The following is a 26,398-nucleotide window of genomic DNA, read 5'->3' as shown; positions in this document are numbered from 1 at the left end:
GGACAGTTCCAGCTGTTTGTAAATATTCGATTGTGAATCTTGCATTATGAATGGCTGTTGATAGCTTATTGCCTCTCAGCTTTGCTGTCTTTGATGACTTTATGAAGATCGATCTTTGCTCTAACGTCGTTTCGGATTTGCACAAATTCGGGGTAGTCGTAGAAAAACGATAGTTTTTGTGATTGCAGGCGATTATCTGTCGGTTTTTCTAAAATCACGAAATAGGCAAAGGATTCAGCAAAGTCTTCTACCGGATCTGACGCAGCATATTCAGTAATAAAGGCATCTGGATTTTCGTTATAGAGCCCTTTTTTCTTATCAATCTGATTAGGCATTACTGCGCCGTCTTGCATTGTCTCTACCGGTTGATTTTTCCAAAACTTGTCATAAAACACGCTCAGGTAAGCATCTTTTCGTAAAGTGCCTTCATCTACGGCGTATAGTTCCGCGTTACCAGTGGTTTCAATGGTTTGGCTATTGTTCAGAGCAACAATATGCGCCATTTCATGAATCACTGTCAACGTACTTGTACCTTTAAATTCTTTATTTTCATCTAAGGTGTCGTCAAGGTCGATGGAAATCGTCCAAGTTTTATTATCTTCGTTCAAATTCACTGACGCTAAAACACCGTCTAACCCATCGGTTTCCACTTTATATTTGCTAACCATCTGCAGATACTGTTTGGGGATTATACGATTAATTTTATTCCATATAATTTTATCGTCTCCATGGACGCTACCGTCGTTTTCCAGCCCCTGCCCTAAAACGATCTCTCCATTTTTAACGGCGTATTCAGCGTATAAATCAGGCTCTTCTGCGCTGTTAGAATAGCATCCTCCGATTGAAAAGGACAGAGCTAACAGCAAACTGGTTATGATCGCTTTTTTCAATTTTTATTCCTTACGTGTAGATTTTGCCGTAGCTTTAGTAAAAGTAAATTCTCTAATAGCTACAGTTAAAAGCAGGCCACTTGCCACTGCCCCTAAAAAGCACGCTAGCGTTAAGATCAAAGCAGTTAATTTTGTTTTCTATACCAAGCAATAGTTTCACTTTAGGTCACTTAATTGGTTGTGGGCGGAACCAGCCGGTTCCGCCCACAACCAATTATTTAGTTTTCAAAGCAATGCTGACTGCTATTGATTACTCGCCAGTTTCTTCTTCAGCGGTGCGGCGAGAACGAGTACGCTGGCGGCGGGAACGGTCAAAACGTTCACCACGGTCGCGTCCATTCCGGTCGCGGCGAGGGCGGCGTGTACGAGCTTCGCCGTCTTCGCTATCTCCGTTAGAACCATTTTCTTCAGCGGCAGCAGCTTCAGCAGCTAACTGTTCTTCGGTAAGAACTGCATTTAGGCTGAGTTTGCCACGAGCATCGATTTCACCGATTTCAACTTCAACCTGCTGACCTACACCCAGGATATCTTCAACAGATTCAATGCGTTTGCCACCTACCAGGCGACGTACCTGGCTGATGTGCAATAAACCGTCTTTTCCGGGAGTTAATGAGATGAAAGCTCCGAAGTTAGTGGTCTTTACAACGGTACCTACGTAGCGTTCACCTACCTCAGGTAGCTGTGGGTTAGCGATTGCATTAACCATAGTGCGGGCAGCTTCAGCTGCTTCTCCGTTGTCAGCGCCAATGTAAACGGTGCCGTCATCTTCAATAGTTAGGTCTGCGCCGGTATCTTCTTGAATCTGGTTGATCATCTTACCCTTAGGTCCAATGACTTCACCGATCTTTTCTACCGGAATCTGTACGGTGATGATACGCGGAGCATGCTTCGACATTTCATCAGGTTCAGAAATAGCTTGGTTAATCAAGTCCAGGATCGCAAAACGTGCGTCCCGAGCCTGTGCTAAGGCGCCAGCGAGTACTTCTGAATCAATTCCGTCTAGCTTAGTGTCTAACTGCAGTGCGGTAATGTATTCGCGAGTACCAGCTACCTTAAAGTCCATGTCGCCGAAACCGTCCTCGATACCCAAAATGTCAGTTAGGGTAACGGACTTTTCTACGCCATCAACTTCACCGGTCATGAGCCCCATTGCGATACCTGCAACTGGGGCGCGCAATGGCACACCTGCCTGAAGCAGAGAAAGGGTGGAAGCACAGACTGAACCCATAGAGGTAGAACCGTTTGACCCCAGTGCTTCAGATACCTGACGGATCGCGTAAGGGAAATCTTCGCGTGCTGGAATAACCGGTACCAGTGCTCGTTCTGCTAAAGCGCCGTGTCCGATTTCGCGGCGTTTCGGAGTTCCCACGCGACCGGTTTCACCGGTGGAAAATGGTGGGAAGTTGTACTGGTGCATGTAACGTTTTGCAGTTACTGGTGAAAGGTTGTCCAGCTGCTGTTCCATCTTGAGCATGTTCAAAGTGGTTACACCCAGAATCTGGGTTTCGCCGCGTTGGAATAATGCGGAACCGTGTACGCGTGGAAGTACTTCAACTTCTGCGGAAAGGGAACGAATATCGGTGGGCTTACGTCCATCGATACGTACACCGTCACGTAGAACCCGGTTACGGATCAGAGACTTTTCAATAGAGCGGAAAGCTGCTTTAAGATCTTTTTCTTGCTCTGGGAATTCTTCAGCCAGGGTTTCAAGCATCGCAGTTTGAATTTCGTCGATGCGGTCCTCACGAGGAAGTTTCGCAGCAATCGTAATCGCTTCAGATAGGTCAGCGGTCACTGCCTTTTCAACTGCGGCGTACTGTTCGTCAGTGTAGTCGAAGTAAAGTGGGAAATCAGCGGTTTCTTTAGCAGCGTGCTTAGCTACTTCCAGCTGTGCTTCACAAAGCTGACGAATGATTGGTTTAGCAGCTTCCAAACCGTCTGCAACTACGTCCTCGGTAGGAACAGTGCCACCGGCAGCCATCAGATCTACCATATCGTCGCCGCCACCAGCTTCAACCATCATGATTGCCACGTCGTCGCCTACTACGCGACCGGCTACTACAATGTTGAAAGTGGAGCGTTCCATTTCCGAGTAGCGTGGGAAAGCAACCCACTGTCCGTCGATTAGTGCCAGACGAGTACCGCCGATGGGGCCAGAAAATGGCAGGCCGGCGATTTGGGTGGACATGGAGGCAGCGTTGATTGCCAGCACATCGTATGCGTCATCTGGGTGGATCGCCATGATGGTGCCAACAACCTGAACTTCGTTACGTAGCCCCTTTACGAATGCGGGGCGCAGTGGACGGTCCATGAGACGGCAAGCCAACACAGCTTCTGTGGTGGGACGGCCTTCACGGCGGAAGAAAGAACCTGGGATCTTACCAGCTGCGTACTGACGTTCTTCAACGTCTACGGTGAGTGGGAAGAAATCGAATTGATCCTTCGGGTGTTTACCAACGGTGGTGGCAGATAAGATGGCGGTTTCGTCATCTAGGTATGCCATTGCGGAACCTGCTGCTTGGCGAGCCAAGCGTCCGGTTTCAAAGCGAATCACACGCTTTCCGAATTTACCGTTATCAATAACGGTCTCTGCTGCGGTGATGTCATCGCCTTCCATCATATGGGAGGTCTCCATTTCTGTGAGGGACACTGGGCGCACCGGCCTTCGATTGAGACTCACGGATATTCTTCTCACTCCGTAAGCCACTACCGAGGACCGCGGGAAGCGCCTCCTGTGTCGGTTTTTTCGGTTATACGTAGAAGTGGCTCGACTCCGATAATGGAGCCGAGCCACTCTAAAAGATTATCGACGCAAGCCCAAGCGAGCAATCAAGGAACGGTAACGTTCGATGTCAATGTCAGCTAGGTAACCCAGCAGACGGCGACGACGACCTACCAGCAGCATCAAACCACGACGTGAGTGGTGGTCGTGCTTGTGCATCTTGAAGTGCTCAGTCAAGTCCTTAATGCGCTGAGTGAGCAGTGCGATCTGCACTTCTGGGGACCCGGTGTCGCCCTCGTGAGTTGCGTACTCTTTAATGATCTGTTCTTTAACTTCTTTTGCAAGAGCCATTACGGATCTCCTTCTACTCGTTGCACGGAGCGCCAAGGCTGGTTCTCTTGGGCTTCACATTTCCGTGGCCGATATACGGCAACTTCTAGTTTAACATGGGAAAAGTCGCTTTTTTCCCGAGGGCGCTAAACCAACCATTATTTTCAGGTGAGATCTACCACCTAAAATTTCTATTTTGTTTACCCAACTGAAATAAGAGTGCTTTTACAAGGAACTTATTTCACAAGCCTGCGGTAACTGCAGTTGGTTCTACCCGCGTGGCTGGCTCAACTCCTAATATATTTGCTGCTGCAAGCAAATCATTATCCATTTGTTCTAAAAGACCTTCTAAAGAATCAAACTTCTTCATCCCCCGTAAACGGTCGATGAACTCAACCACAACAGCCTGCCCATAAAGATCTAAATCAGCTCTACCTAAAACATGAGCCTCAATGGTGCGTGTCTTTCCAGAAAACTGCGGGTTAGTCCCCACAGAGATTGCCGCTGGCAAACGTTCATCAGAAGTTTCAGCAAGCCTAACCCAACCAGCATAAACACCATCGGCGGGGATAATACCAGCACTAGTTTCATCTAAGTTAGCTGTGGGAAAACCAAGTTCTCTGCCCCGTTTAAAACCGTGCTGCACGATCCCTTCAATAAAATGTGGGTGCCCTAATACTTCCGCGGCCGCAGACACATTCCCCAGACTCAAAAGCTCACGCGCCCAACTGGAAGACAAGCGTCGCCCAGTCTGCCCCACTTTATCTTTAACTACTTCAACAGCGAAACCGTATTTTTTTCCAAAGGCCTCTAGCGTATTTACATTCCCACTATTATTTGCGCCGAATCGAGCGTCCTCGCCAACTACTATCCCGCGAATGTGGAACTTTTCCAGCAGCACCTGAGTAATGAATTCTTCCGCGGTAAGCGTGTAAAGGGATTCCACGTAGGCTAATACCGCTGTAGCATCTAAATCTGTTTCCGCAAGCGTGTCTAAACGCTGTTCTAAGGGCGTAATTAGCCGAAAATCTGCATCTGGCCGGTGTACCAAAAGTGGGTGCGGGTCGAAAGTAATCGCCACAGAGGTTGCTTCTAAGCGCGTCGCTAAAGCCACACAACGAGAAATTACTTCTTGATGTCCTTTATGTACTCCGTCGAAATTCCCAATCGTTACAACTGTGGGAAGGTGCTCGGGAATCTCACCCAGACCACGCCAAATCTGCATTAGTCGTCCAGATCTGTTGCTCGCGCCGGATTTTGGACAACGTTTAATCCATCGGCTAAGCCCTGTTCAATAACCCCACTTTTTATGGCGATTTCAGCCAAATCAACTCCTAGTTGCTGAGCAATCTGGAGAGCCTCTGCCGCTGCTTTGGCTCGCGTGTTATCAGCTAGCTGAGAAGCTTCCGCCTGCTGCCGTTTCTTGCCACAGCCGCATCCACCGTGTTCTCCTACGGTAGGTAGAGATGCCCCGGTGACACTGGTTTCTTCAGTTGCCACTTTTGCGTGTCGTCCACAGCCACAGCCACTTCCAGGTTTCTTCCCGGGCGCATTAACATCTCTTAATCCCAGGTTAAGGCGAGCTTCACTCATGATTTTTCCTTCCGTTACCGGATAAAGTCCTTAACTATTTTGCCTCTAAGTATTTGCTTGTGCCAATCTAAGCGTTCTTTTACGTTTTCGGCATCTGCGTTTCAAAAACAACCAGCGGTTTGAAACCACTGTCCTGTTTTTGGATTAGGGCACGTACCTGTCCTTGATAAAGCGCTGCCACAATCTCAGTTTTCTGATTAGTCACCTTTAACTGAGTGGTATTTCCATTACAGAGGGAAATGGCTTCAGCTTCAGTTAGTTCCAAGCTATCGTAGGCGTTTAGGCAGGCTTCAGTTAATGGTAAAACTTGCACTTTACCAGATTCGGTAACCTGCTTACCCAGCTCTTCAATCGTCTGCATTTGCTGAGGTTTCCAGTTTCCAATCCGAAAGCGGCGTAGCTCCGTCAAGCAACCGCCTAAGCCTAAGGCAGCACCTAGATCCCGAGCCAAGGCTCGCACGTAGGTTCCTGACGAACATTCCACTCGCACGTCAAATTCAGCTACGGTGATTGTCTCCCCTTCAGTTTCAATACGAGTGAACTCTACTTCACTGAGACGTTCAAAAACTGAGACAGTCACAGGCCTGGCTGCCAATTCAACGCTTTCTCCGGCGCGATGGAGAGCGTGGGCTCGTTTTCCGCCAACTTTGATTGCCGATACAGTGGTGGGGCGCTGCATAATATCGCCCCTAAAGTACCCTAATTGCGCGTCGATTTCTCCAGTTAAAGTAGTTTCTCGTGCCGAGGGAATAGAGTTGATGGCTATGATTTCCCCGTCTGCATCATCTGTATCAGTAGATATGCCCAGGCTGATTCTTGCGAAGTAGCCTTTATCTGCTCCGGTTATGTAGTGCAGCAGGCGGGTGGCTTTCCCTACTCCCACTATCAGCATTCCGGTGGCCATCGGGTCTAGAGTGCCCGCGTGGCCTACTTTCCGGGTGGCAGCTAAACGACGGGTGCAGGAAACTACATCGTGGCTAGTCACCCCTGCTGGTTTATCGATTATCAATAGTCCATCTGCAGCGGTTTCCTGTGCTCGTGGTACATCTAGCTGTCGGTGCGCAGCATGCTGTTTACGAGGGCGTGCTGTTGCCGCACCTTCAGTTTCTATTACCTGTGGTGTTTCTTTTTTAGTCACTCAGTCTCAGTTTCTGCTGAAGTTTCTTCTGAAGTTTCTACCGATACTTCATGCTTATATGGATCAGCATCTCCTGCGTACTGTGCTTTTTCAGCTAATGCGGCAACTTTTTGATCTGTAGCTTGAGCGCGAGCTAAAGCGTCTTCTAAACGAGCTGCAGATTGTGGTAGAGCGTCAGCTACAAATTCGATTGACGGAGTTAGGCGTATTCCTAATGCTTTTCCAATTTCAGAACGAATCATCCCCTTAGCTGAGTTGAGTGCCTTGGCACTGCGTTCTGCGTCAGAGGCTTTACCGTAAACCGTGTAGAAGATAGTTGCATGCTGTAAGTCTCCAGTCACGTTCACATCTGTGATGGTGACAAAACCTAAGCGGGGATCTTTGATCCGGCCTTCTAAAAGCTGAGCCACTGTTTTTTGGATCCGGTCAGCAACTTTTCTTTGCCGATTTTGGTCTGCCATATTATTTCCTTCCTTCGCCTTAACGGCCGTAAACTATCTACCTACTAAAATACCTTGTTTTCATACTTATTCGCGAAAGTCGAGTCGAAAGGGCGATTCAGACTCGTATTTACGTGAAAAACACCTGCGTTTTGCGTGAAAGTCGAGTCAGAACCAAGGTTCTGACTCGTAAATCAGATTTGAAGGTACTTTACGAACCGAAATGAGTGGGCACCTGGTTACCAAGGTAGCCAGGTGCCCACTCGTTACATCAAAGCCGCTTAGTCGCGAGCCTTCTCACGTAGTTCCCAAGTCTCGATGATGTCGCCTTCGGCGATATCCTTCCAACCAAGGGTCATACCACATTCGTAGCCTTCACGAACTTCGGTAACATCGTCCTTTTCACGACGCAAAGACTTGATTTCCAAGTTTTCCTGTAACACAACGCCCTCGCGAATCAAACGAGCATTAGTGCCACGCTTAATCGTGCCGGAGCGAATGATACAACCTGCAATGTTGCCGAACTTGCCAGAGCGGAAAACCTGACGGATTTCTGCAGTACCCAGCTGTACCTCTTCGTAGATTGGTTTCAGCATGCCCTTCATAGCTGCTTCAACTTCTTCAATCGCAGAGTAGATAACCGTGTAGTACTTAACTTCTACGCCTTCTTCGTCAGCGAAACGAGCAATCTGCTCGGTAGGCCGCACGTTGAAGCCGATAATAACTGCATTATCGACAGTAGCCAGGTTAACGTCGTTTTGAGTGATTGCACCCACGCCGCGGTGAATAATCCGCAGCTGTACTTCTTCACCCACATCGATCTTCAACAAGGAGTCTTCCAGAGCTTCCACTGCCCCGGAAACATCGCCCTTAAGAATGAGGTTGAGGGTATCAACCTTACCTTCTTTAAGCACCTTATCGAAGTCTTCCAAGGAAACGCGCTTACGGCGGCGTGCCAGCTGTGCTTGGCGTTCCGCAGTAGCTCGTTTATCAGCAATCTGACGAGCAGTACGGTCATCAGATGCCACGAGGAAGGAGTCACCTGCACGAGGCACTGAAGTAAGCCCCAGTACCTGCACCGGACGGGAAGGTCCAGCTTCACTTACGTTTTCGCCCCATTCATCGAACATAGCGCGAACGCGACCGTAAGATGCGCCTGCCACAATCGAATCTCCGACTCGCAAAGTACCGCGCTGAACCAGCATAGTTGCCATAGAGCCACGGCCTCGGTCAAGATTAGCTTCAATTGCCACGCCCCGAGCTTCAGCCTTCGGGTTCGCCGTCAGGTCGAGTTCCGCGTCAGCAGTCAGCAGAACAGATTCCAGCAGATCGCCGATCCCCTGGCGTTGTTTTGCGGACACGTCAACGAACATGGTGTCGCCGCCGTATTCTTCAGCTACCAGACCGTATTCGGTTAGTTGTGCCCGGATCTTGCCGGGGTTTGATTCTGGCTTATCAACCTTGTTTACTGCTACTACGATTGGCACGTCAGCAGCTTGGGCGTGGTTGATTGCTTCCACGGTCTGAGGCATGACGCCGTCATCTGCAGCCACCACCAAAATAGCGATGTCAGTGACTTTCGCACCACGGGCACGCATAGCAGTGAAGGCTTCGTGCCCAGGGGTGTCGATGAAAGTAATCAAACGGTCTACCCCATCGTGAGGTACGCGCACCTGGTAGGCACCGATGTGCTGGGTGATTCCCCCGTGTTCGGTATCGACTACGTCGGTGGAGCGAATCGCGTCCAGCAACTTAGTTTTACCGTGGTCTACGTGACCCATTACGGTAACTACTGGAGGGCGTACCTGTAGGTGGTCTACATCTCCAAGTTCTTCGGCTTCGAGGTCGATGTCGAAGGATTCTAGCAGTTCACGATCCTCGTCTTCTGGGGAGACAATTTGTACGTCGTATCCCAGTTCTTCACCCAGTAGCGCGAAGGTGTCTTCATCCAAAGACTGGGTGGCTGTGGCCATTTCTCCCAGGTGGAAAAGTACGGTAATCAACGATGCTGGATTAACCTCGATGCGTTCAGCAAAGTCAGCTAAAGAAGCACCTTGGCGAATACGCACAGTTGCACCATTTCCGCGTGGGATCTGTACCCCGCCGATAACAGGTGCATTTTGCTGTTCGAATTCTTGCCGCTTATTCTTCTTATTCTTACGTGCTTTCTTACCGCCGCCACTGCCGCGTCCAAAAGCACCCTGGGTTACGCCACGGCCACTACCGCGCCCACCACGTGGGCCTGGACCGCTCGTTGCGGGACCTGCATTGGCAGGTGCTCCCCCACCAAATCCGCCTGCGCCGGGACGCGCACCACGGTTTGGTGAACGACGTTCATTTGTGGTTGCTTCTGGCTTATCACTTGCGGTTCCTGAACGAGGAGCGCGAGTCTTATCAGCTGGAGCGCCTCCGGGGCGAGGACCGCGACCGCGGCCACCACCGGCTGCATTAGCTCCACCACGTCCCTGTCCGGGACGTCCGCCGCGAGGCTTTTCTTCTCCGGTTCCGCCGGGGCGAGGCATTCCTTGGCTAGGCGCGTAAGGATTATTACCTGGTCGAGGTCCCGGACGCGGCCCTGGACGAGGACCACCGGTTCCGCCGGGGCGAGGCATTCCTTGGCTAGGCGCGTAAGGATTATTCCCAGGTCGAGGGGCGCTGGGCGCAGCTGGGCGCGGCGCAGCCGGACGGGAAGTTTCGGCAGCTGGTTTTGGAGTAGCTGTTTTAGTGCTTTCTTTAGCAGCTGGAGTTTCCTCTTCAGCTGGCTTTTCTGCCACCGCTTTTTCAGCTTCTTTTTCTAAAGCCGCTACTTTTGAGGCTGGTTTAGCCTTAGCACCTGGTTTTGGTTTAGCCGTTGCCTTAGCGGTTTCTGCTGCTTTCTTCTTTACTGCGGGCTTTTCTTTTTCTCCCTCAGTTTTTTCCGCACTTGTAACGGATTCTTCTGAAGTTGAAGCAGTTTTTTTAGATGCGCTTTCTTTAGACGCGTCTTTTTCAGCTGCTTTAGCCTTCGTTTTAGTTGTTTTTGGCGCTGGTTTATCAGCTACCTTAACTTCTATTTTCTCGCGTACCATCCGGATAACCGGGGCTTCGATAGTAGATGACGCCGATTTAACGAATTCGCCATTTTCTTTTAAAAACGCGAGCAAATCTTTACTCGTGATGCCGAGCTCTTTTGCAAGCTCGTGAACACGCAACTTTGCCACTTTTCTCCTGTCTGAGGTCCTTCCCTCATTCAGGAGGGACCGTTATTTTTGCTGGCAGCTCATCGCTGGGTACTCATCGGGTGCCCATCAGCTTCCAACCCGCTTCCATTAACTCTGCTGCAATGTACACCGTGTACATTGGAGAACGTCAGTAACTAACTTTTGCCATGCATCAGCTGAGTTATCAAACGTTTTGCCAAGTTCCGTGAGTTTCAGTGTGCGCACAAAACCGCGGTTTCGGATTGCTCTTTGCACACATTTCGACTTAGCATGCACCCAGGCACCACGCCCGGGAGCAGTTTGAGAAGAATCTACTTCAACCGTTTCAGTTTCCGCTACGTAAACGCAACGCACCAGATTTCTCCGATCGGTTACTTCTTTACATCCCACGCATTGGCGCATGATTGGATGTGCCATGAAGTACCTTTCTGATTCGGTTATCACCCATTTAAATTTAACTAGGCTAAAAACCCCTCAAGGTTATATTTTACCGCTTCAATCAGTAAACTTCGTCCTCATTTTGTGAAGCGTTGCTCACGTCTGGGCGGGATACATCTGATGGCATCACGCCATAACCGGCCTCGGTATCTGAGTGAATGTCAATGTGGAAACCGCAAAGACGGGCAGCTAAGCGAGCATTTTGCCCCTCGCGTCCGATTGCCAATGAGAACTGGAAATCGGGGACAATCACCGTAGCTTTCTTCTCTGTTAAAGAGTCAATCGTCACAGATGATACGCGGGCTGGGGAAAGTGAGTTAGCAATGTAACGGGCCGGGTCACTGGAGTAATCAACAATGTCGATTTTCTCTCCCTGCAGTTCTGCCATAACGTTGCGTACCCGTCGCCCCATTGGACCAATGCAGGATCCCTTGGCATTTACTCCTGGTTCCAGCGCAGCTACTGCGATCTTGGTGCGGTGTCCGGCTTCACGGGCAACGGACTTGATTTCTACCAGGCCATCGGCAATTTCGGGAACTTCCCGCGCAAATAGGGCTTCAACAAAGTTTGGGTGGGAGCGTGAAACCGTAATCCGGGCGCCCCTTTCGCCGCGAGTCACATCGACCACGTAGGCGCGGATTACTTTACCGTGCTCATATGTTTCCCCCGGTACTTTTTCTGCTTCCGGTAGGACAGCTTCGTATTCACCTACGCGCAGTAGGGTCAGGTGTGGGTTGGAGTGGGCTTCAACCGTGCCGACTACAATTGTTCCAGTTTTATTGCGGAATTCTCCAAGTACTTTGGAGTCATCTGCTTCGCGGATGCGCTGGCTGATGATGGAACGGGCGGTTGCAGTTGCAATACGCCCAAATTCTTTGGGGGTATCGTCGAATTCGCCGATTGGGTTGTCGTCATCGTCAAATTCGGTGGCCATTACCGCAACTTTACCGGTCTTTCGATCGATTTCGATACGGGCTTCGCGGATGGATCCTGGCATCTTGTGGTAAACCTTGAGGAGCGCATCTTCAATAGCTTTTACTAGGGTTACTCCGTCAATTTCGAGGGTGCTTTCTACCTCGCGGATGGCGGCTAGATCGATTTCCACTGTGACTCCTTGATTTAGAGGTTTCCAAACTCGACGCGCACGCGAGCTTTTGAGATATTTTCGTGTTCTAAAGTAATTATTTCACCTTCTGGAGCTTTCATTCCAGGTTTAGCGGGGGAAACTTTCTTTTGTACGGTTAAAGTAGTTCCTTCTACTGTCCGTAGGTAACCGGAAATTTTCGTTTTGTCTTTTAAGGTGATTTCTATGAGTTGTCCAACGCTCCGCTGATAGTGGCGGATGGTGTGTAGGCGCCGTTCGGCTCCGGGGGAGGAAATTTCTAGGTTGTAGGCGCCGTCTACGGGGTCTGCTTGGTCAAGAGCTTCAGAGATTTTCCAGGAGATTTCTTGCAGTTCATCTGAAGTTAGCAGGTCGGTTCCAGCTTCGATGTCTACGGTGATTCGTACAGTTGTTTCGTTGCCTGTTTTTACTGTGACGTCTTCTAGGTGGTATTTGCTGGGTAAAATAGCTAGCACAATGTCAGCGATAGTTTTTTCCAGTTCAGTATTACTCACATGTGCTCCTCAATATCGCTATTTTGCTTGTAGTCATGGAATGATAGTTATTGATGACTAGGTTTTCTATTATGCCTAATCTTCGTTAGTTTTCATATTCTCACAAGCAATTTAGTGGTGATATTCCTATGTTTAGACGTTTGTCCAATGGTTTTCTTCCTTTGGTGGGAGCCTTGGCAGTGGCTTTTTCTTTATCAGCTTGTTCGGTGCATTGGGATTATGGTCACCCGATTCTTCCGGAGATTTCTGCGGATGAGGTCCAGTTTCAAGAGTTAGTTTCTGCTGAGATTCGTTTTGTGGCGGCAGCTGAGAAGGTTTCTGACTGTGCTGCTTGTAAGCCGGTGCTGGCGCAGTTTGTGGCGGGTTCAGCAGCTCGCCAGGACGCCTTGGGTGGGGTGTGGAATCCGTGGCCCGAGGGCGTTCCAGAGGGGGCGCCGCTTCCGCCGGGAGCTGATTTGCCGGCTTTTTCTGCGGCGGCGCCTGACTTGGCGCGAGAGTTTGTGACTAATGGTTTTACTGCTTTGCATTCTTTACCGAACTTAGCTTCTGAATCTGATCGGCGTTTAGTTGCATCGGTTGCGTTAGTGCGGATTCATACTGGGGTGCGGCTTGCGCAAGCTAGTGGTAGTTGGGAGAAGTTGCGGATTCAGTTGGCAGCGAATGAGTTTTTTTCGCATACTTCTGATTTCTTTTCCGAGGGCGCCACTAAACTTGCTTCAGCTGTTCGCGATTGGGATTGTGCGGTGCAGGTTTTTCCTGAGATTGTGGCAACGCTTCCGGCTGCTGAAGCTAAGGTTTGGTATCCGCGGGTGCGACAGCTAACGATTCAGCTTGATCGTGCTGTGTCGGTTGCTTTGGAGGCTAAGGCTGCTGATAAACGTATTGATTCTTGTTTGGGGGCTTTTGAGTTTAATGCAGCTGATTTAGCTCCGGCTGAGTCTTTGCAGCGTGCTTATGAGCAGCTGCTGCTTAGTACTGCTTTGGCTGTGGCGGAAAATCCCAGGGTTGGGAAATCTATTTCTGGGAATTTGTTGGAAAGTTCGTTTACGTACGCAGTTTTGATTGAGATGATTGCGACTAGTGATTTTCCGGTGGTTAGTCCGCTTCCGGGGATTGTAAAAGCTAATCCCGCAAGTTAGCTTCCTGGGGGCTACTGAATGGGATTAGGGTATTAAAAAGCCCGCCTCAGTGAGGCGGGCTTTTGTTGGCTCCCACGGCTGGACTCGAACCAGCAACCTGCCGATTAACAGTCGGACGCTCTGCCATTGAGCTACGCGGGATTGCTTCAACAGATAATACTTTAGCAGGGTTTAGTACCTGATTCCAAATTTAACGTTACTATCAATCTTTATGCGCATTTTTGGGGATTTTTGGTGAAAAGTTAGTTTCGTATCCTAAAACCCTCCAAGTGACCCTCACCACTTTATATTGAACCTGTAGCTTCAGCGAAAGCAAGTCTGCACCTTTGTTAGAGATCATCCTACTTTTATTTAAAGGCGATCCTGTTTTTGCCTGGAGGTCTTACTCATCTAAGCCGACTGCGTCCCGTAAGGTTTTTTCTAGTTCTCGTGCCAGTTGCTCCCCGGTTTCTTCTAAGGGGCCATCCACTACGATTACAGAAAATAATTCTCCGTCAGGTCTTCTGCGTACTGCGCCCATTATATTTGTTCCGTTAGATGCTTGCCGTCGCATCGATAGAACGATAGTTAGGGTAACTTTTTCATCAAAAAGGCGCATAAAGTCAGTTTGGTCGGGTTCTGTCAGATTCACTCGAAGTGCTGGGCGCGCGGGATCTACCCAGCGGATTAACAGTCGTTTTGATTCAGCTACCCAGATTGCTTGTTGCACTTCAAACCAGTCACAAAGCTGCTCTACTTCCCCGGCGAATATTTTTAATAGTCCCCTGTCGGCAATATGGTAGCGTTCACCAGCTTCACTTTGGGCTACTGGCCGCGATAGTTCTTTAGAACTTAATTTAAGTTCTGCCAATTCGCTGGGTGAATAGGTTGTTTTAGTTGCCTGTGAACTTTGTTTTAAAAAAATTTTTCGTAATAAACTCACAGTTCTAAGCATAGTTGAAAAGCATTTTAATAGTTGTCATACTAAGAAGCGTGAAACTTTTCGGAAGTTTCGCCCCGATAGCTCAGTAGGTTAGAGCAGTGGACTCATAATCCATCGGTCGCGGGTTCAAGTCCTGCTCGGGGCACTTTAGTATTTTCATATTCAGCTCGTGGCACTTTATTCTTTTCAAGATTATTTGGTGCCACGTTATTTTTTGGGTTTTTCTCTAGCCCGTTTGTTGTTTTCAAGATTATTGGTGCTGCGTTAATTTTTCGGCGTTGGCTCTATCATTGGTCGAAGTGCGATATTTTCTTCCTAATTTTCTTCCTATGTAGCGTTTCACATTTCGCCTGCGAGGTTTTCTTTGCATATTTTCCACACAACTCCTACTATTGATAATAGTTATCATTAACAATAAGAAAGTTGCTGCAATGTTCCTTGCTAAAGTTCGCAAAGTTGGCACTAAAGTTACCGTTGCAAGTGCCATTTCCATTGTCTTAGCTAGTTCCCTAGCACCTAGCGCCCTGGCTGAAGAAGTCACCCAAATCGCCATAGAAGACGCTCCTATCTTCCAACTTACTTACACCGCCAGTGGACTAAATCTACTCTCCCACAATGAAGAAGGCACAGCTGAGCCAGAAACCGTTGCCTTCACCTTCCCAGACACTGCACTATCAGACAAAACCGCCAATTTTACTGGCATCAATAAAGCAACCTACTTTCACCCCCTCTTCTCAGATGATTTCATCGCCAAAGCTGGCGATAATGCGGACACTCGCTTTGCGAACACCGGACTACGCATCAAAAGAATCGGCGGCCCCGGCAAAATCTACTTCGGTAAAGGACAAACTGACCAAGCCTTTGCAACAGTTCTAAACACCAACCAAGCTGAAGTCACCAAAGACGCCATCCTTCCCGTAAACACTTATGGAGACGACCTGGCACATATTGCTTTCGATACTCCGGGAAAATACAAACTCTTAGTTGAAGCAGTTGAAACTAACAACCCAGCTAGCTTACAAACCACCCCATTGCCTGAAACTGAAATCCGCGCCGTTTCCACCCCGAAAGTTTTCACATTCTTAGTTGGATCTGCCGCAGTTGCAGATACCTCAGATCCTTTCGCTACCCCTGAAGCAGAAGAAAATCCCGATAACTCCGGTGATAAAACTCCTCCAGCCCCACCTGGAGATCCCCTAAACCCACAGGATCCCAAAAAGGCTGACCCGGAACAAACACCCCCGGCCGAATCTCCAAAAGAAGCCGATTCTCCAAAAGAAACTGAGAAACCATCCGGAGAAACTGAAAAAACCCCAGAAAAAACCCCGGAACAAGCTAAACCGGAATCCAATCTTAAAGGCTCTGAAAAAACCCAAAAATCAGCTTCTCAAACGAAGCTAAACCAACCAAATCAAGCAATCACCGGCTCAGGAACCCCCGGAGCTTCAGGGATTACCGGAACCGTTTCAGGCGCCGTTAAAAACATCTTAGGAACCCCCACCTGCTTTGCTTCATTTGAAGGTGGCGAAGGCAATTTAACTATTGTTCCCAAAGTCAAAGATGACCGTCAATCTCCCTCAAAATGGTACAACTTCAATGAAATTAGCTTCACCATTGGCGAAGCCGGAGTAGCTAATCTCCCCCAAGCTGTAGGCACCATCCCAGCTGGTTCTAAGGTCTGGATGATTGGATCTACCCAGCAAAAGAATGTTCCTTGGGTGGGGGCAAACACGATGAGCGATACCGTCATGAATGAAACCACCGGCGAAGTCACCTGGACCCTCTCATCATTTTCCGGCCCCGGAGCAATGGAAGTCTTTACCTCAGGTAACTTTGGCACTCTAATCGGACAAAAATGGTTCTCAGCAAACGGCAATACTGGCTCTGGTTCTGTCACCATCCCTAAGAACACTCACGTACACCCTAACTGGGTATTTTCAGCTCCAGGAATCTACCGCGTGGGAATCACCCAAACTGCCACCTTAAAAGACGGTACCCAGGTATCTGGCACCGATATCCTCTTCTTCCAAGTCGGCGCAGGTAATGGCGCCCGTGATGGACATTTCGACATTGGCTCTGAAGTTACCAAAGCCGGGGCAAAACGAGTTTGGAAAGACGCGCAAGGAAATCCCTGCACCCCCACTGAAGCAGACCTAAAAGCTGCCGGTTTAGCAAACCTAGCCGCTACAGGCACAAACTTCCTCACCCTTCCCTTACTGGTTTTAGGACTGGGATTAGGTGTCTTTGGTTTTGCACTGCGAATGCGCCCACGCAACCTCGATTAAACTAAAGCGATCAACTAAATTATTTGGTGGCGAGAAATACTTCTCGCCACCAAATAAATTAGAATCCCTAATACCGATTATGTCCGATCGCTTCTGCTTCCAAAGCTCGACGACGTTCTTCTAAAGCAAGTAGCTTCTGAAAATGCTGTGCCGTCTGCTCCCCGGAAGCTTCCAACCGCCCAATCTCAAACCGAAGCTCCACAATGCTTTTTTCTAAAGCAGCTTGAACTAAACTAAGCGTTACTGAACGCGCATAAGTAGCTAACTTAGTTCGATCATCTTGCGGTAACTGAACTACCAAAAGTGCCTGCAACACCCGTCGTACAGGTTCACCAGCACGCTCAAAAAGCTCCCGATTCCACCCCTCAGTGGACTTTTGGATAGCCATATCGGATTCCCCAAATACATCCTCTGCAGCGTGCAGGTGCTTTTCATAGCGCCCTAGTCCCCCACTGGCTTGCAAAAGCTGGTGGACTGCTTGAAATGCAGAGGAAGTAAACACACCCAGCTCAAGCTCATCAAACCCAGTGCCCAAACAATCATAAGGACGCTGCAAAACCGCAGCTAAGGCTTGAGACTCCAACTTAAAACGCGGAGTCCGCGTATCCCCATAAGAAAGCACTTGCTCTGCAGGTGAAGCTACTAAACTCCCAGCTGGCTCGTCCGCCTGTTTCTCAACCTTATTTTGTGGCTCTCCCCGTTCCACCCCCGGGGCAGAAAACTGTTTACTGCGCAACGCGCGCCTAACCTCTTGGTTAATATCAGCAGCATCTATCCCCAGCCAGCCGGAAAGTAAACGCACATACTCTTTCTGTAAGGCTCTATCTCTAATCGAAGCAACTACTGGAGCGGCCGCACGCAAACCAATAACTCTTCCTTCCGCAGTAGATAAATCAACTGCCGCTAAAGTTGTTTGCAAAACAAACTCAAAAAGAGGAATCCGAGACTTAATCAACCGCACTACGGCTTCATCTCCCTCAGCAATCCTCAGATCACAAGGATCCATCCCCCGTTTTTCAACAGCAACGAAAGTTTGCAACGCAAAATTCTGATCCTCCCCATAGGCCTTCAAAGCAGCTTTTTGTCCCGCCGCATCACCATCGAAAGTAAAAATCACTTCCCCACCACGGGACTGTCCAGAAGCCAGTTGTAAACCAACTGACGGATCTGCCATATCTCCTAAAAGCCGGCGGATAATCTTCACATGCTCACTTCCAAAAGCAGTACCACAGGAAGCTACCGCCGTGTCAATCCCCGCCAAATGAGCTGCCATCACATCCGTATAACCCTCAACTACCACCACCTGCCGTTTAGTGGCAATCGCCCGCTTAGCTAAATCTAATCCGTACAGCACTTTAGACTTATGATAGATAGGCGTTTCGGGAGTATTAAGATATTTCGGCCCCTGATCATCCGGAAGAATTCGCCGGGCCCCAAAACCAATCGTGGCCCCAGTTAAATCCCGAATTGGCCAGACAAGGCGCCCTCGGAAACGATCGTAAAGCCCGCGACTACCCGCAGAAGCCAGTCCGCCCACTACTAACTCCTGCTCTGTAAACCCCTGGGCACGCAAAAAATTCGCTAAAGTATTCCAACCCCCAGGAGCAAAACCCACCCCAAAATGGGCGCAAGCTTCTTTAGAAAACCCTCTTTCAAGTAAAAACTCCCGCCCGGGCTGGGCTTGCGGAGAATCTAACTGCTCGCGGTAAAACTGTTCGGTAACGCGGTGCATATCCAAAAGTCGCTGACGTTTACCGTAGTCATCAGCGGGACGTTTCCCATCTTCATACCGCAAAGTAATCCCATATTTTTGCGCTAAATGCTCCACGGCATCAGTAAAAGAAAGATGATCAATTTTCTGTAAAAAACTGATCGCGTCGCCGCCTTCTCCGCATCCGAAACAATGCCAAAACCCGCGAGCGGTATTGACGTTGAAGGAAGGAGTATTTTCGTCGTGGAATGGGCAAAGCCCTTTGAAAGTGTTGATTCCGGCAGGGCGAAGCGTCACGTAGTTGCTAACGATTTCTTCTAAATCAGCTCTATCTTTAACTTTTTCGATATCAGCTTTTACTATTAATCCTGCCATCTGCTCACCTCCGTTTTAGCTTAGCTTAATCTCTGCCGGTTCAGTAGGTTTCAGAAAATAGTCCACAAAGACGGGCATGCCAACGGGCTGCCGAAATATCAGTTAAAGACGCTACTTGGTCAATCACCGCACGTAAGCGATTCTTATCAGAGGTATCTGCTTTCCACTGCATGGCGAAAGGTTCTTCTAAATCACGCCCTTGGTTTTGGATGAGGACATCTACTAAGTCGGCTAAAAGGGTACGTTGCTGCAGGTATAGAGGTTCTACTTCCCGAGGTGCCATCACGTAGTGTACAGCGATTCCTTTAAGAAGCTGAATTTCTGCGCGGATTTCGGCCGGTACAATCAGATCGCACGCGTAGCGTCCTAAACCGGCGTTGCCAATGGTCGCTGGTACAAGGGAAAGTAGGTCTGCTTCAGCAACTGGTTTTGTTTGGGCGCGGGTAGCGGTTTCGGTGGAGGTGAGGAACCTGCCGATTAGTTCTGAGGTGAGGTCCTTTAGCTGGGCTCGAGCGCTGTAGCTGGCGTTGTATTCGCTTAGCCAAAATCCGCTGTTCAAGAGTCTTTGCCGGGCGGCGTCCAGCTGGTCGGTGGTAACTGCATCCCCGTACCACTGGGTTGTATCAGCCACGATTTTTGCAAACTGCTGTTCATCTGCCAGCAGTTCTGGTTTGAATTTCCCCATGGCAACTGCGTCTTCAATATCATGTACCGAATAGGCTATGTCGTCAGCCAGGTCCATGATTTGTGCTTCGATACAGCGGGCTCCGTTCGGGAGGGGCACTAAGGAGTCTTTGCGCATCCAGTGAAATACTGCGGCGTCCTCAGCGTAAACGGAGTATTTGGTTTTAGATTTCTCTAGGTCGGGTCCTGTGCCTTTAATCCATGGGTATTTGCAGATTGCGTCAAGTGTGGCGCGGGTTAGGTTGAGTCCAGCGGGGAGTCCCTGCGGGTCAGTTACTTTTGGTTCAAGGTTTGTGACCAGGCGGAAGGTTTGCGCGTTTCCTTCAAATCCGCCGCAGTCTTGGGCCAGTGCGTCTAGGGCTCTTTCCCCGTTGTGCCCAAAGGGAGGGTGTCCCAGGTCGTGGGAAAGGCAGGCGGCATCGACTAAGTCTGGGTCTGCTCCCAGGTTCTTCGCTAAGGCTCTGCCGATTTGGGCTACTTCTAATGAGTGGGTGAGCCGAGTGCGGATGAAGTCGTCGCTGATGGGGCCGAGGACTTGTGTTTTGGCTCCTAAACGGCGAAAGGCTGCTGAGTGAAAGATTCGTGCGCGGTCTTTTTCAAAAGCGCTGCGAGCTGAGGATTCAGTTAATCCGCTGATGTATCTGGCTCTATCTGTTTGCGAATATGGGTAGCTTGTTTCACTCATGAAATCTATTTTAGCTAGGTTTTTCTTAAGACTTAAACGGCGTTCCACAGTGATTCTTCCAATCCGGAGGAAAAATTAGTCCACAATAGGAGTATGAGTGATTTTTCGCAGACTTCTTCACGTACTTACCGTCAGTTCGAGCCAGGCTATGTGCGGACTGAATTGTTGCAACGCCGCTATAGCGGTAAAGTTCCGTGGTGGCGGGAAGCGGTTGTAAATGAAGTTGCTGGGATTATTGATGTCACTGGGGCTAAGCTGCTTGAGGACTGCGTATTTTTTATTGCGCGTATGGGGTTTACGGCGCTTTTATTCCGCCCTGCGAATCTTGATATTGACACTGATTCTGAGCCTTTGCGTAATTTGATTGCTGCGGCGCACCGGGTGGGGTTGAAAGTGATGGTGCGGGTTTGTGGTGCGAATCCTGATAACAGTGCTGCAGGTGAGGCTAATTCTTCGCATTTTTATGGGTTTGAGAAGGATTTTGCCACGGTGGTGCGCCGGGCTCGGATTGCGTTGAATTGCGGGGCTGATGGGATTGATTTAGGGCGGATTGAGGATATTTCTTCCCACTACGGTTCTTTGGAAACTGAGTTCACTTCTCTTTCTCGGCAGTTGTTAGTGGAATTGACTGAGTATTCGGAAGATCATATTTTAGGTGCGTCTTCTTCTATTTCTCAAGCCGGCTCATACCAGCGTTATGTGGAGGAAACTTGGGTGCATCATCTTTGTGATGATGGTTTACAAAAAGTGCGTTTTAATGCGGCTGAGATTGAAGCAGCGGTGCGTGAGAAGATTTCGATTCACGATAAGGCTGGTAGTGTTTGCACTTGGCGTCCTGCCCTTTTGCGGTTGCATCATTCTTTAGCGACGGTGAATTTCTTCCCTGGTTCTTGGGAGGATGGGGCTGATGAAGCCCGTCGAGCTAGTATGCGCCTCCAGGTGGCGGCATTGCCGGGGGCAATTTATCTTCCGTTTGGTTTTAGCGGGGGGCATTTCACTTTCGAGGGCGCTAATATACGTCCGTTTCCTCCACAAACTGAACTGGATAAAGCTCGGGTAGCGCATACGACGATGATTTTACGTATGCGCGGTCAGCATCATTTAGCTACCTCTGCTTTTGGGGTGGTCACCAATCTTCCCTGGGCTACCCGTGACTGTTTAGTCTTGTCGGCGGGACCGATTATGAGCGTACTTAATACCGGTAGTGAGCCAGTTTATGTACCCGGTGAGCACGAGTTGTTACTGCGTTCTGATTCGACCAGGCAAGAGGATTCCCCGGTTGCGCGGGTTCTCTTTGCGGGAGAGGATTTGCAGGTTACTCATGCTGGGAAGGAAGCGACGGAGATTTCTCCGGGAACCTGCGCTTGGTTCGTCTCTTAATGAGCGTTTGTCTTAGCTAGACTAATGCGGCTTTCTTAGAGTGTTATTGAAAGAAGTGTTTGCGCCCTCTGGTTTACCAGAGGGCGCAAACACTCTAAGTTTAAGAGTTTTTACTCGTGGACCTTATTGTAGGCTTCGGAATCGTCATTCTTTTTCAGAATAACCCGTACCTTACCGTTTTCGATCCCCTTCTTCTTCATTTCTGTTTTCGCAACAGGAATAAATTGCTTAGCGAAATTATCACCCATGGTGGTGTACATCGCATCTCCACCAGTTTCAAAAATTGGGTTGTCAGTTAAGGTAATTTCAACAACCAGAGTATCGGTGCCCTCTGCCTTACCTTTCAAATCTTTTATGAAATCACTAATGTTAGGAACATTAGAAATGCTTTTTTCAATCTCTTTGTTGAAATCAGAAACAAGATCTTCAAGTGGGTTAGAGCTTCCGCAGCCAGAAAGTACTAACGCAAGACCAACAGTTGCGACTGCGAAAATCTGACGGATCTTTGCCATTACGATTACCTATCTATCTAAAAATGTAAATTACATAGAAAATTATACTGAAAATGATCCTGGATATATACAAAATAAATATGTATGGATATATTTTCAAATAACTTTAGACTACTTATCAGCCTTTACTTCAACGGTAGTTTTATCAAAAATAACCTCACCGTTGTGCTTAACCACTTTAAGGCGTACATCTAACGATTCAATCTGAGACTTACCAATGGTGCTCTGCACTTCTGTGTTGGCCTGTTCAATTAAATCTTCACCTTGATTATTAATGAAATCTTTTACGAAACTTTCCATTGCTGGGTTATTCGCTAACTTCACTTCAACCAAAATAGAATCTTCATCTATCGCAGAAGCTGCCGCCTCATCGATTACCTGCTTCGCATCAGGGAAAACATTCAACTGGTATTGAATTCTATCGTTTAGATCACGCACGTGATCTTCCATGGTCCCAGCTTCTCCGCAAGCAGATAGAAGCAGCGCCATACCTACCGCAGTGGTAGCTAATGCTTTACTTGATCTCTTAAATAAACTCATAAATTTCTCTCGACAAAAGCTATCAGTGATCTTCTGCTAGCTAATCCTATAGGCGCTACAGCACCTACGAAAAAACGCTGGTTTTCTTCCCAGCGCTTCGTTGCTGCTCAGTCAGAGAACTAACCTTCCTCTCTATTTTCAAAGACGAAGATAAGTCTCTTCAACTGAACTATCATCAAGACAATTACTTTGACTAGAATAGACTACCAGGTTTATTAACCATTTGAATGCCTCTCAGGGAAAATCAAAGTTTTCGTAAGCGAACTGTTATAAACCAGCAGGTAAATACTGATATATCTTGTGATCTAACTGACCTACAGCGGTGAAACTATCATTTACACTGGCAAAAGTTGCGGCGCTCCCACTGGTCGCTGGAAATACTCGAGTTACCTGCCCAGCTTTACCCATACTTAAAGTAATCATAGGTAGTTTTTGCATCGTTTCTACAAAATGCCGCGAAGCCAACATCAGTTTTAACGCATCCATCGGTGCCGTTGCATAAGAAACATATTTTATGACCCCAGCGCCTACAAAACTGGGATCATCATTCCCTAACTCTAAACGTGTTTTTAATACGGTTTCCCCCACAAAACGTTGCATTTCCTGCAGTTCTGCAAGGATCGTTTCTACTTTCCCCGTAGCATACTGATCGTGTTTTGAAAGAACCGGCACAACCCCATTTACCACTGCTTTTTCGATTATCTCTTTGGCTTGCCCATGCGTATATTCAATATCAATCGCGTCCACCCCACAAGAGATTAGGGTGGCTAATACTCGGTAGTATTCTGCGAAGTCGCCGGTACCGCCCTCGGTAGTTGTGCGAAAAGTTGCCAAAATCGGAACCGGTGATTCCCTGCGAACCACTCTAGAAACACCACTAATAATGGCATCTGCAAAGGAAGCTAAAGAATCAACTCGCCACTCAACTAAATCAACCTGCGTGAAGTCAATCTGTTGCAGCTGAGCAACCAACTGCGCCGCGTCTGCCCCACTTACCGAGCAGATCACTTTCGCAGCTCCGGCTCCTATCTCCACCGGCTTGGCTACGGGAAAAGCGGCTTGCGCACCACCTAGGATTACTGTTTCCACCGTTTATCCTCCGTCTCCATCACACTCATTAGCAGCTACCATTTCCCGCTGTTCCTGATTTACGTAACGAGATTCCAACCAACCATACGGTAGGTGCGGTTTCTTCTGCCCACCGGCCCTACCCCGCTTACCACGTGCTGCCGGCGGATACTCCACCTCTGGATCTAAACCAGACAAAAGTTCTTCTAACTGCGCTAAAGTCTCCACTCTAGAAAGAGCGGCTCTCATCTGCCCACCCAAACTAAAGCCCTTTAAATACCAGCCAATATGCTTACGCAGATTACGCATTGCCTCAGCTTCACTGCGGGAATTAGCAATCATTAACAGTGCGTGTTCGATTATGATCTTTGTAACCTGCCCCAGATTTGGTGCCAATTCAGTTAAAGCCCCCGTAGTTAAGGAAGCTACCAAATCATAAAATAGCCAGGGGCGTCCCTGCGCTCCGCGCCCAACTACCACCGCATCACACCCGGTATAAGCCATCATGTCTAGCGCATCCTGTGCTCCCCAAATATCCCCATTTCCAAGCACCGGAATCTTCAAATCCTGCTTCAACTGGGCAATCGTATCCCAGTCAGCATGCCCAGAATAATGCTGCGTTTGAGTACGCCCATGTAAAGCAACTGCGCAAACACCTGCATCTTGCGCAATCTGCCCCGCATCTCGATAAGTTAAATGCTTATCGTCAATCCCCACGCGCATTTTAATTGTCACCGGCACAGGCTTTTCAGTTTCCTTCACTGCCCTTACCACCGCAGTGACAATCTCAGTAAATAAATCTAGTTTCCAAGGCAGCGCCGCTCCCCCACCTTTTTTAGTTACTTTCGGCACTGGGCAACCAAAGTTCAAATCAATATGATCTACCAGATCCTCTTCTAAAAGAATATGGGTAGCCTTATACAGGTTCACCGGGTCAGTCCCGTAAAGCTGTAAAGAACGCACTCTGTCAGCGGGGTCAGGTTGCGCCATGTGGAAAGTTTTTTCATTACGTTCCACCAGGGCGCGGGCAGTGATCATTTCACACACGTAAAGGCCAGCCGGAGCGTCTACTCCCCCCTGAGCGGCAGGTAGTGAGTCAGAAAGCTGCCCGCTTAAACCGCTTTCTCCGAACTGACGACAAAGGCGCCGAAAGGGCACGTCAGTTACCCCCGCCATAGGTGCTAAAACCACCGGAGCCCACAGTTTGAGAGGACCAATCTGAAGGGTTCCGGTGGTTTTAGTTTCCATATTTTGCAAGATTTTTCCTTGACTCATAAAAGCGCAATTAAGCTAGTGGAAGGCGCTTAAGTAGGTAATCTTCTACCTCATCTAGCTTAATGCGCACCTGTTCCATGGTGTCACGGTCACGAATCGTAACCGCTCCATCTTCATTGGAATCAAAGTCGTAGGTAATACAATATGGGGTACCAATTTCGTCTTGACGACGGTAGCGGCGACCCACTGCACCCGCATCATCATATTCCACATTCCAACGTTTACGCAGCTGCGCTGCCAGTTCTTTGGCTGGGCCAGTGAGTTCTTCCTTCTTAGAAAGTGGGAATACCGCTACCTTAACTGGAGCTAAACGAGGGTCTAGTTTCAAAACTACACGCTTATCCACTCCACCCTTAGCGTTAGGAGCCTCATCTTCGGTGTAGGCTTCGATTAGGAAAGCCATGAGAGAACGGGTTAAACCAGCAGAGGGTTCAATCACGTAAGGGGTCCACCGCTCGTTCTTTTCCTGATCAAAATAGTCTAATTTTGCCCCGGAAATTTCCGCGTGAGTACTTAAATCGTAATCTGTGCGGTTAGCGATTCCCTCAAGTTCTCCCCATTCAGAGCCTTGGAAACCGAAGGTGTATTCAATATCTACAGTGCGCTTAGAGTAGTGGGAGAGTTTTTCTTGCGGGTGTTCGTACAGACGTAAGTTCTTTGGATCGATCCCTAAATCGGTGTACCAAGCCAAACGTTCATCAATCCAGTATTGATGCCATTCTTCGTCAGTCCCTGGGGCTACGAAAAACTCTAATTCCATCTGTTCAAATTCGCGGGTGCGGAAGATGAAGTTACCTGGAGTAATTTCGTTACGGAAAGATTTACCAATCTGCCCAATACCAAAGGGTGGTTTTTTCCGAGCCGAAGTCATCACGTTAGCGTAATTCACGAAGATACCCTGCGCAGTTTCTGGACGCATGTAATGCAATCCAGATTCATCATCTACAGGACCCAGGAAGGTTTTTAATAGTCCTGAGAATGCACGTGGTTCAGTCCATTGTCCACGGGTACCACAGTTAGGGCAGGCAATTGCTTCCATGGATACTTCCGTTTCGGAAACACCCTTCTTTTCTGCGTATTCTTCTACCAAGTTATCTTGACGCAGGCGCTTATGGCAGGATAAACATTCCGTAAGTGGGTCAGTAAAGGCTGTAACGTGACCGGATGCTTCCCATACCTGGCGAGGCAAAATTACTGAAGAGTCCAAACCAACAACGTCTTCGCGTTGGCGAACTACCCGAGACCACCAGGCTTTCTTAATGTTCTCTTTCAGTTCAACGCCTAACGGCCCGTAGTCCCAGGCTGAACGAGTTCCACCATAGATTTCTCCACAGGGGTAGACAAAACCTCGACGTTTAGCCAAATTAATAACTGCGTCGAGGCGTGATGGCGCACCTGCCATGTTTATGCTCCTTCTATAAGGTATCCGGCCACATCTGGCTGATGTGGATTTC

The 26,398-nt window shown here is 48.7% G+C and carries 22 protein-coding genes and 2 tRNA genes; 4 read left to right on the top strand and 20 right to left on the bottom strand.

The window, feature by feature from the left end; translation table 11 throughout:
- Nucleotides 1-65: 65 nt before the first annotated feature.
- The 11 genes from NXS08_RS01795 to rimP all read right to left on the bottom strand — a co-directional run bounded on the left by NXS08_RS01795 (nucleotide 66) and on the right by rimP (nucleotide 12,368).
- Nucleotides 66-890 (bottom strand): hypothetical protein, encoded by an 825-nt coding sequence (locus NXS08_RS01795; RefSeq protein WP_259136528.1) that lies wholly within the window; start codon nucleotides 888-890, stop codon nucleotides 66-68.
- Nucleotides 891-1,140: 250 nt separating this feature from the next.
- On the bottom strand, nucleotides 1,141-3,510 hold the full coding sequence (locus NXS08_RS01790; protein ID WP_259137350.1) for a polyribonucleotide nucleotidyltransferase: 2,370 nt from the start codon (nucleotides 3,508-3,510) through the stop codon (nucleotides 1,141-1,143).
- Between the two features lie 183 nt (nucleotides 3,511-3,693).
- On the bottom strand, nucleotides 3,694-3,963 hold the full coding sequence (rpsO, locus tag NXS08_RS01785) for a 30S ribosomal protein S15 (RefSeq protein WP_259136526.1): 270 nt from the start codon (nucleotides 3,961-3,963) through the stop codon (nucleotides 3,694-3,696).
- Between the two features lie 220 nt (nucleotides 3,964-4,183).
- On the bottom strand, nucleotides 4,184-5,167 hold the full coding sequence (locus NXS08_RS01780; RefSeq protein ID WP_259136524.1) for a bifunctional riboflavin kinase/FAD synthetase: 984 nt from the start codon (nucleotides 5,165-5,167) through the stop codon (nucleotides 4,184-4,186).
- Nucleotides 5,167-5,535: a hypothetical protein gene (locus NXS08_RS01775; RefSeq protein ID WP_259136522.1), complete on the bottom strand. Its 369-nt coding sequence runs from the start codon at nucleotides 5,533-5,535 to the stop codon at nucleotides 5,167-5,169. Before NXS08_RS01775 ends, NXS08_RS01780 begins: the two co-directional genes overlap by 1 nt.
- Nucleotides 5,536-5,614: 79 nt before the next feature.
- Nucleotides 5,615-6,673 carry a tRNA pseudouridine(55) synthase TruB gene (truB, locus tag NXS08_RS01770; RefSeq protein ID WP_259136520.1) on the bottom strand — a complete coding sequence of 353 codons (1,059 nt, stop codon included), beginning with the start codon at nucleotides 6,671-6,673 and terminating at the stop codon, nucleotides 5,615-5,617.
- Nucleotides 6,670-7,134: a 30S ribosome-binding factor RbfA gene (gene rbfA, locus NXS08_RS01765; protein WP_259136518.1), complete on the bottom strand. Its 465-nt coding sequence runs from the start codon at nucleotides 7,132-7,134 to the stop codon at nucleotides 6,670-6,672. The genes truB and rbfA overlap by 4 nt, the downstream gene beginning before the upstream one ends.
- Nucleotides 7,135-7,394: 260 nt before the next feature.
- Nucleotides 7,395-10,313 carry a translation initiation factor IF-2 gene (infB, locus tag NXS08_RS01760; protein ID WP_259136516.1) on the bottom strand — a complete coding sequence of 973 codons (2,919 nt, stop codon included), beginning with the start codon at nucleotides 10,311-10,313 and terminating at the stop codon, nucleotides 7,395-7,397.
- Nucleotides 10,314-10,421: 108 nt separating this feature from the next.
- A complete protein-coding gene (locus tag NXS08_RS01755; RefSeq protein ID WP_259136514.1) occupies nucleotides 10,422-10,730 on the bottom strand; it encodes a YlxR family protein in 309 nt (102 codons plus the stop codon).
- 82 nt (nucleotides 10,731-10,812) lie between these two features.
- Entirely contained in the window at nucleotides 10,813-11,856 is a 1,044-nt protein-coding gene (gene nusA, locus NXS08_RS01750) for a transcription termination factor NusA (RefSeq protein WP_259136512.1), read from the bottom strand.
- Nucleotides 11,857-11,870: 14 nt separating this feature from the next.
- Nucleotides 11,871-12,368 (bottom strand): ribosome maturation factor RimP, encoded by a 498-nt coding sequence (gene rimP, locus NXS08_RS01745; RefSeq protein ID WP_259136510.1) that lies wholly within the window; start codon nucleotides 12,366-12,368, stop codon nucleotides 11,871-11,873.
- A gap of 128 nt (nucleotides 12,369-12,496) precedes the next feature.
- Between rimP and NXS08_RS01740 the strand changes: the two genes are divergently transcribed.
- The gene (locus tag NXS08_RS01740; protein ID WP_259136508.1) at nucleotides 12,497-13,507 is read left to right on the top strand and encodes a hypothetical protein; all 1,011 of its coding nucleotides are present in this window, start codon (nucleotides 12,497-12,499) and stop codon (nucleotides 13,505-13,507) included.
- A gap of 66 nt (nucleotides 13,508-13,573) precedes the next feature.
- Here NXS08_RS01740 and NXS08_RS01735 read toward each other — a convergent pair.
- A tRNA-Asn gene (locus NXS08_RS01735) sits at nucleotides 13,574-13,648 on the bottom strand.
- Between the two features lie 241 nt (nucleotides 13,649-13,889).
- A complete protein-coding gene (locus NXS08_RS01730) occupies nucleotides 13,890-14,357 on the bottom strand; it encodes a hypothetical protein (RefSeq protein ID WP_259136505.1) in 468 nt (155 codons plus the stop codon).
- A gap of 143 nt (nucleotides 14,358-14,500) precedes the next feature.
- Between NXS08_RS01730 and NXS08_RS01725 the strand changes: the two genes are divergently transcribed.
- Together NXS08_RS01725 and NXS08_RS01720 are read left to right on the top strand one after the other, a co-directional pair.
- A tRNA-Ile gene (locus NXS08_RS01725) sits at nucleotides 14,501-14,574 on the top strand.
- A gap of 286 nt (nucleotides 14,575-14,860) precedes the next feature.
- The gene (locus NXS08_RS01720; protein WP_259136503.1) at nucleotides 14,861-16,714 is read left to right on the top strand and encodes a TIGR03773 family transporter-associated surface protein; all 1,854 of its coding nucleotides are present in this window, start codon (nucleotides 14,861-14,863) and stop codon (nucleotides 16,712-16,714) included.
- Nucleotides 16,715-16,781: 67 nt separating this feature from the next.
- On the opposite strand, the gene dnaG is transcribed toward NXS08_RS01720, so the two are convergent.
- Both dnaG and NXS08_RS01710 read right to left on the bottom strand, forming a co-directional pair.
- Nucleotides 16,782-18,800: a DNA primase gene (dnaG, locus tag NXS08_RS01715; protein ID WP_259136500.1), complete on the bottom strand. Its 2,019-nt coding sequence runs from the start codon at nucleotides 18,798-18,800 to the stop codon at nucleotides 16,782-16,784.
- Between the two features lie 40 nt (nucleotides 18,801-18,840).
- Nucleotides 18,841-20,169 carry a deoxyguanosinetriphosphate triphosphohydrolase gene (locus NXS08_RS01710; protein ID WP_259136497.1) on the bottom strand — a complete coding sequence of 443 codons (1,329 nt, stop codon included), beginning with the start codon at nucleotides 20,167-20,169 and terminating at the stop codon, nucleotides 18,841-18,843.
- Nucleotides 20,170-20,262: 93 nt separating this feature from the next.
- Between NXS08_RS01710 and NXS08_RS01705 the strand changes: the two genes are divergently transcribed.
- Nucleotides 20,263-21,549, top strand: coding sequence for a hypothetical protein (locus NXS08_RS01705; protein WP_259136493.1), 1,287 nt, complete (start codon nucleotides 20,263-20,265; stop codon nucleotides 21,547-21,549).
- 110 nt (nucleotides 21,550-21,659) lie between these two features.
- On the opposite strand, the gene NXS08_RS01700 is transcribed toward NXS08_RS01705, so the two are convergent.
- The 5 genes from NXS08_RS01700 to NXS08_RS01680 form a co-directional block, all read right to left on the bottom strand.
- Entirely contained in the window at nucleotides 21,660-22,061 is a 402-nt protein-coding gene (locus NXS08_RS01700; protein ID WP_259136491.1) for a DUF4854 domain-containing protein, read from the bottom strand.
- 111 nt (nucleotides 22,062-22,172) lie between these two features.
- Nucleotides 22,173-22,601, bottom strand: a complete 429-nt coding sequence (locus NXS08_RS01695; RefSeq protein WP_259136489.1) for a hypothetical protein — start codon at nucleotides 22,599-22,601, stop codon at nucleotides 22,173-22,175.
- 267 nt (nucleotides 22,602-22,868) lie between these two features.
- Entirely contained in the window at nucleotides 22,869-23,690 is an 822-nt protein-coding gene (locus NXS08_RS01690; protein ID WP_259136485.1) for a type I 3-dehydroquinate dehydratase, read from the bottom strand.
- A gap of 3 nt (nucleotides 23,691-23,693) precedes the next feature.
- Nucleotides 23,694-24,917 (bottom strand): tRNA dihydrouridine synthase DusB, encoded by a 1,224-nt coding sequence (gene dusB, locus NXS08_RS01685; RefSeq protein WP_259137349.1) that lies wholly within the window; start codon nucleotides 24,915-24,917, stop codon nucleotides 23,694-23,696.
- 37 nt (nucleotides 24,918-24,954) lie between these two features.
- Complete coding sequence (locus tag NXS08_RS01680) at nucleotides 24,955-26,346, bottom strand: glycine--tRNA ligase (protein WP_259136483.1); 1,392 nt, start codon at nucleotides 26,344-26,346, stop codon at nucleotides 24,955-24,957.
- Between the last annotated feature and the right edge of the window lie 52 nt (nucleotides 26,347-26,398).

Source organism: Gleimia sp. 6138-11-ORH1 (assembly GCF_024814355.1).
GTDB lineage: Bacteria > Actinomycetota > Actinomycetes > Actinomycetales > Actinomycetaceae > Gleimia.
Note: the sequence above shows the minus strand (reverse complement) of the source record. Positions and strands in the feature narration are given on the sequence as shown.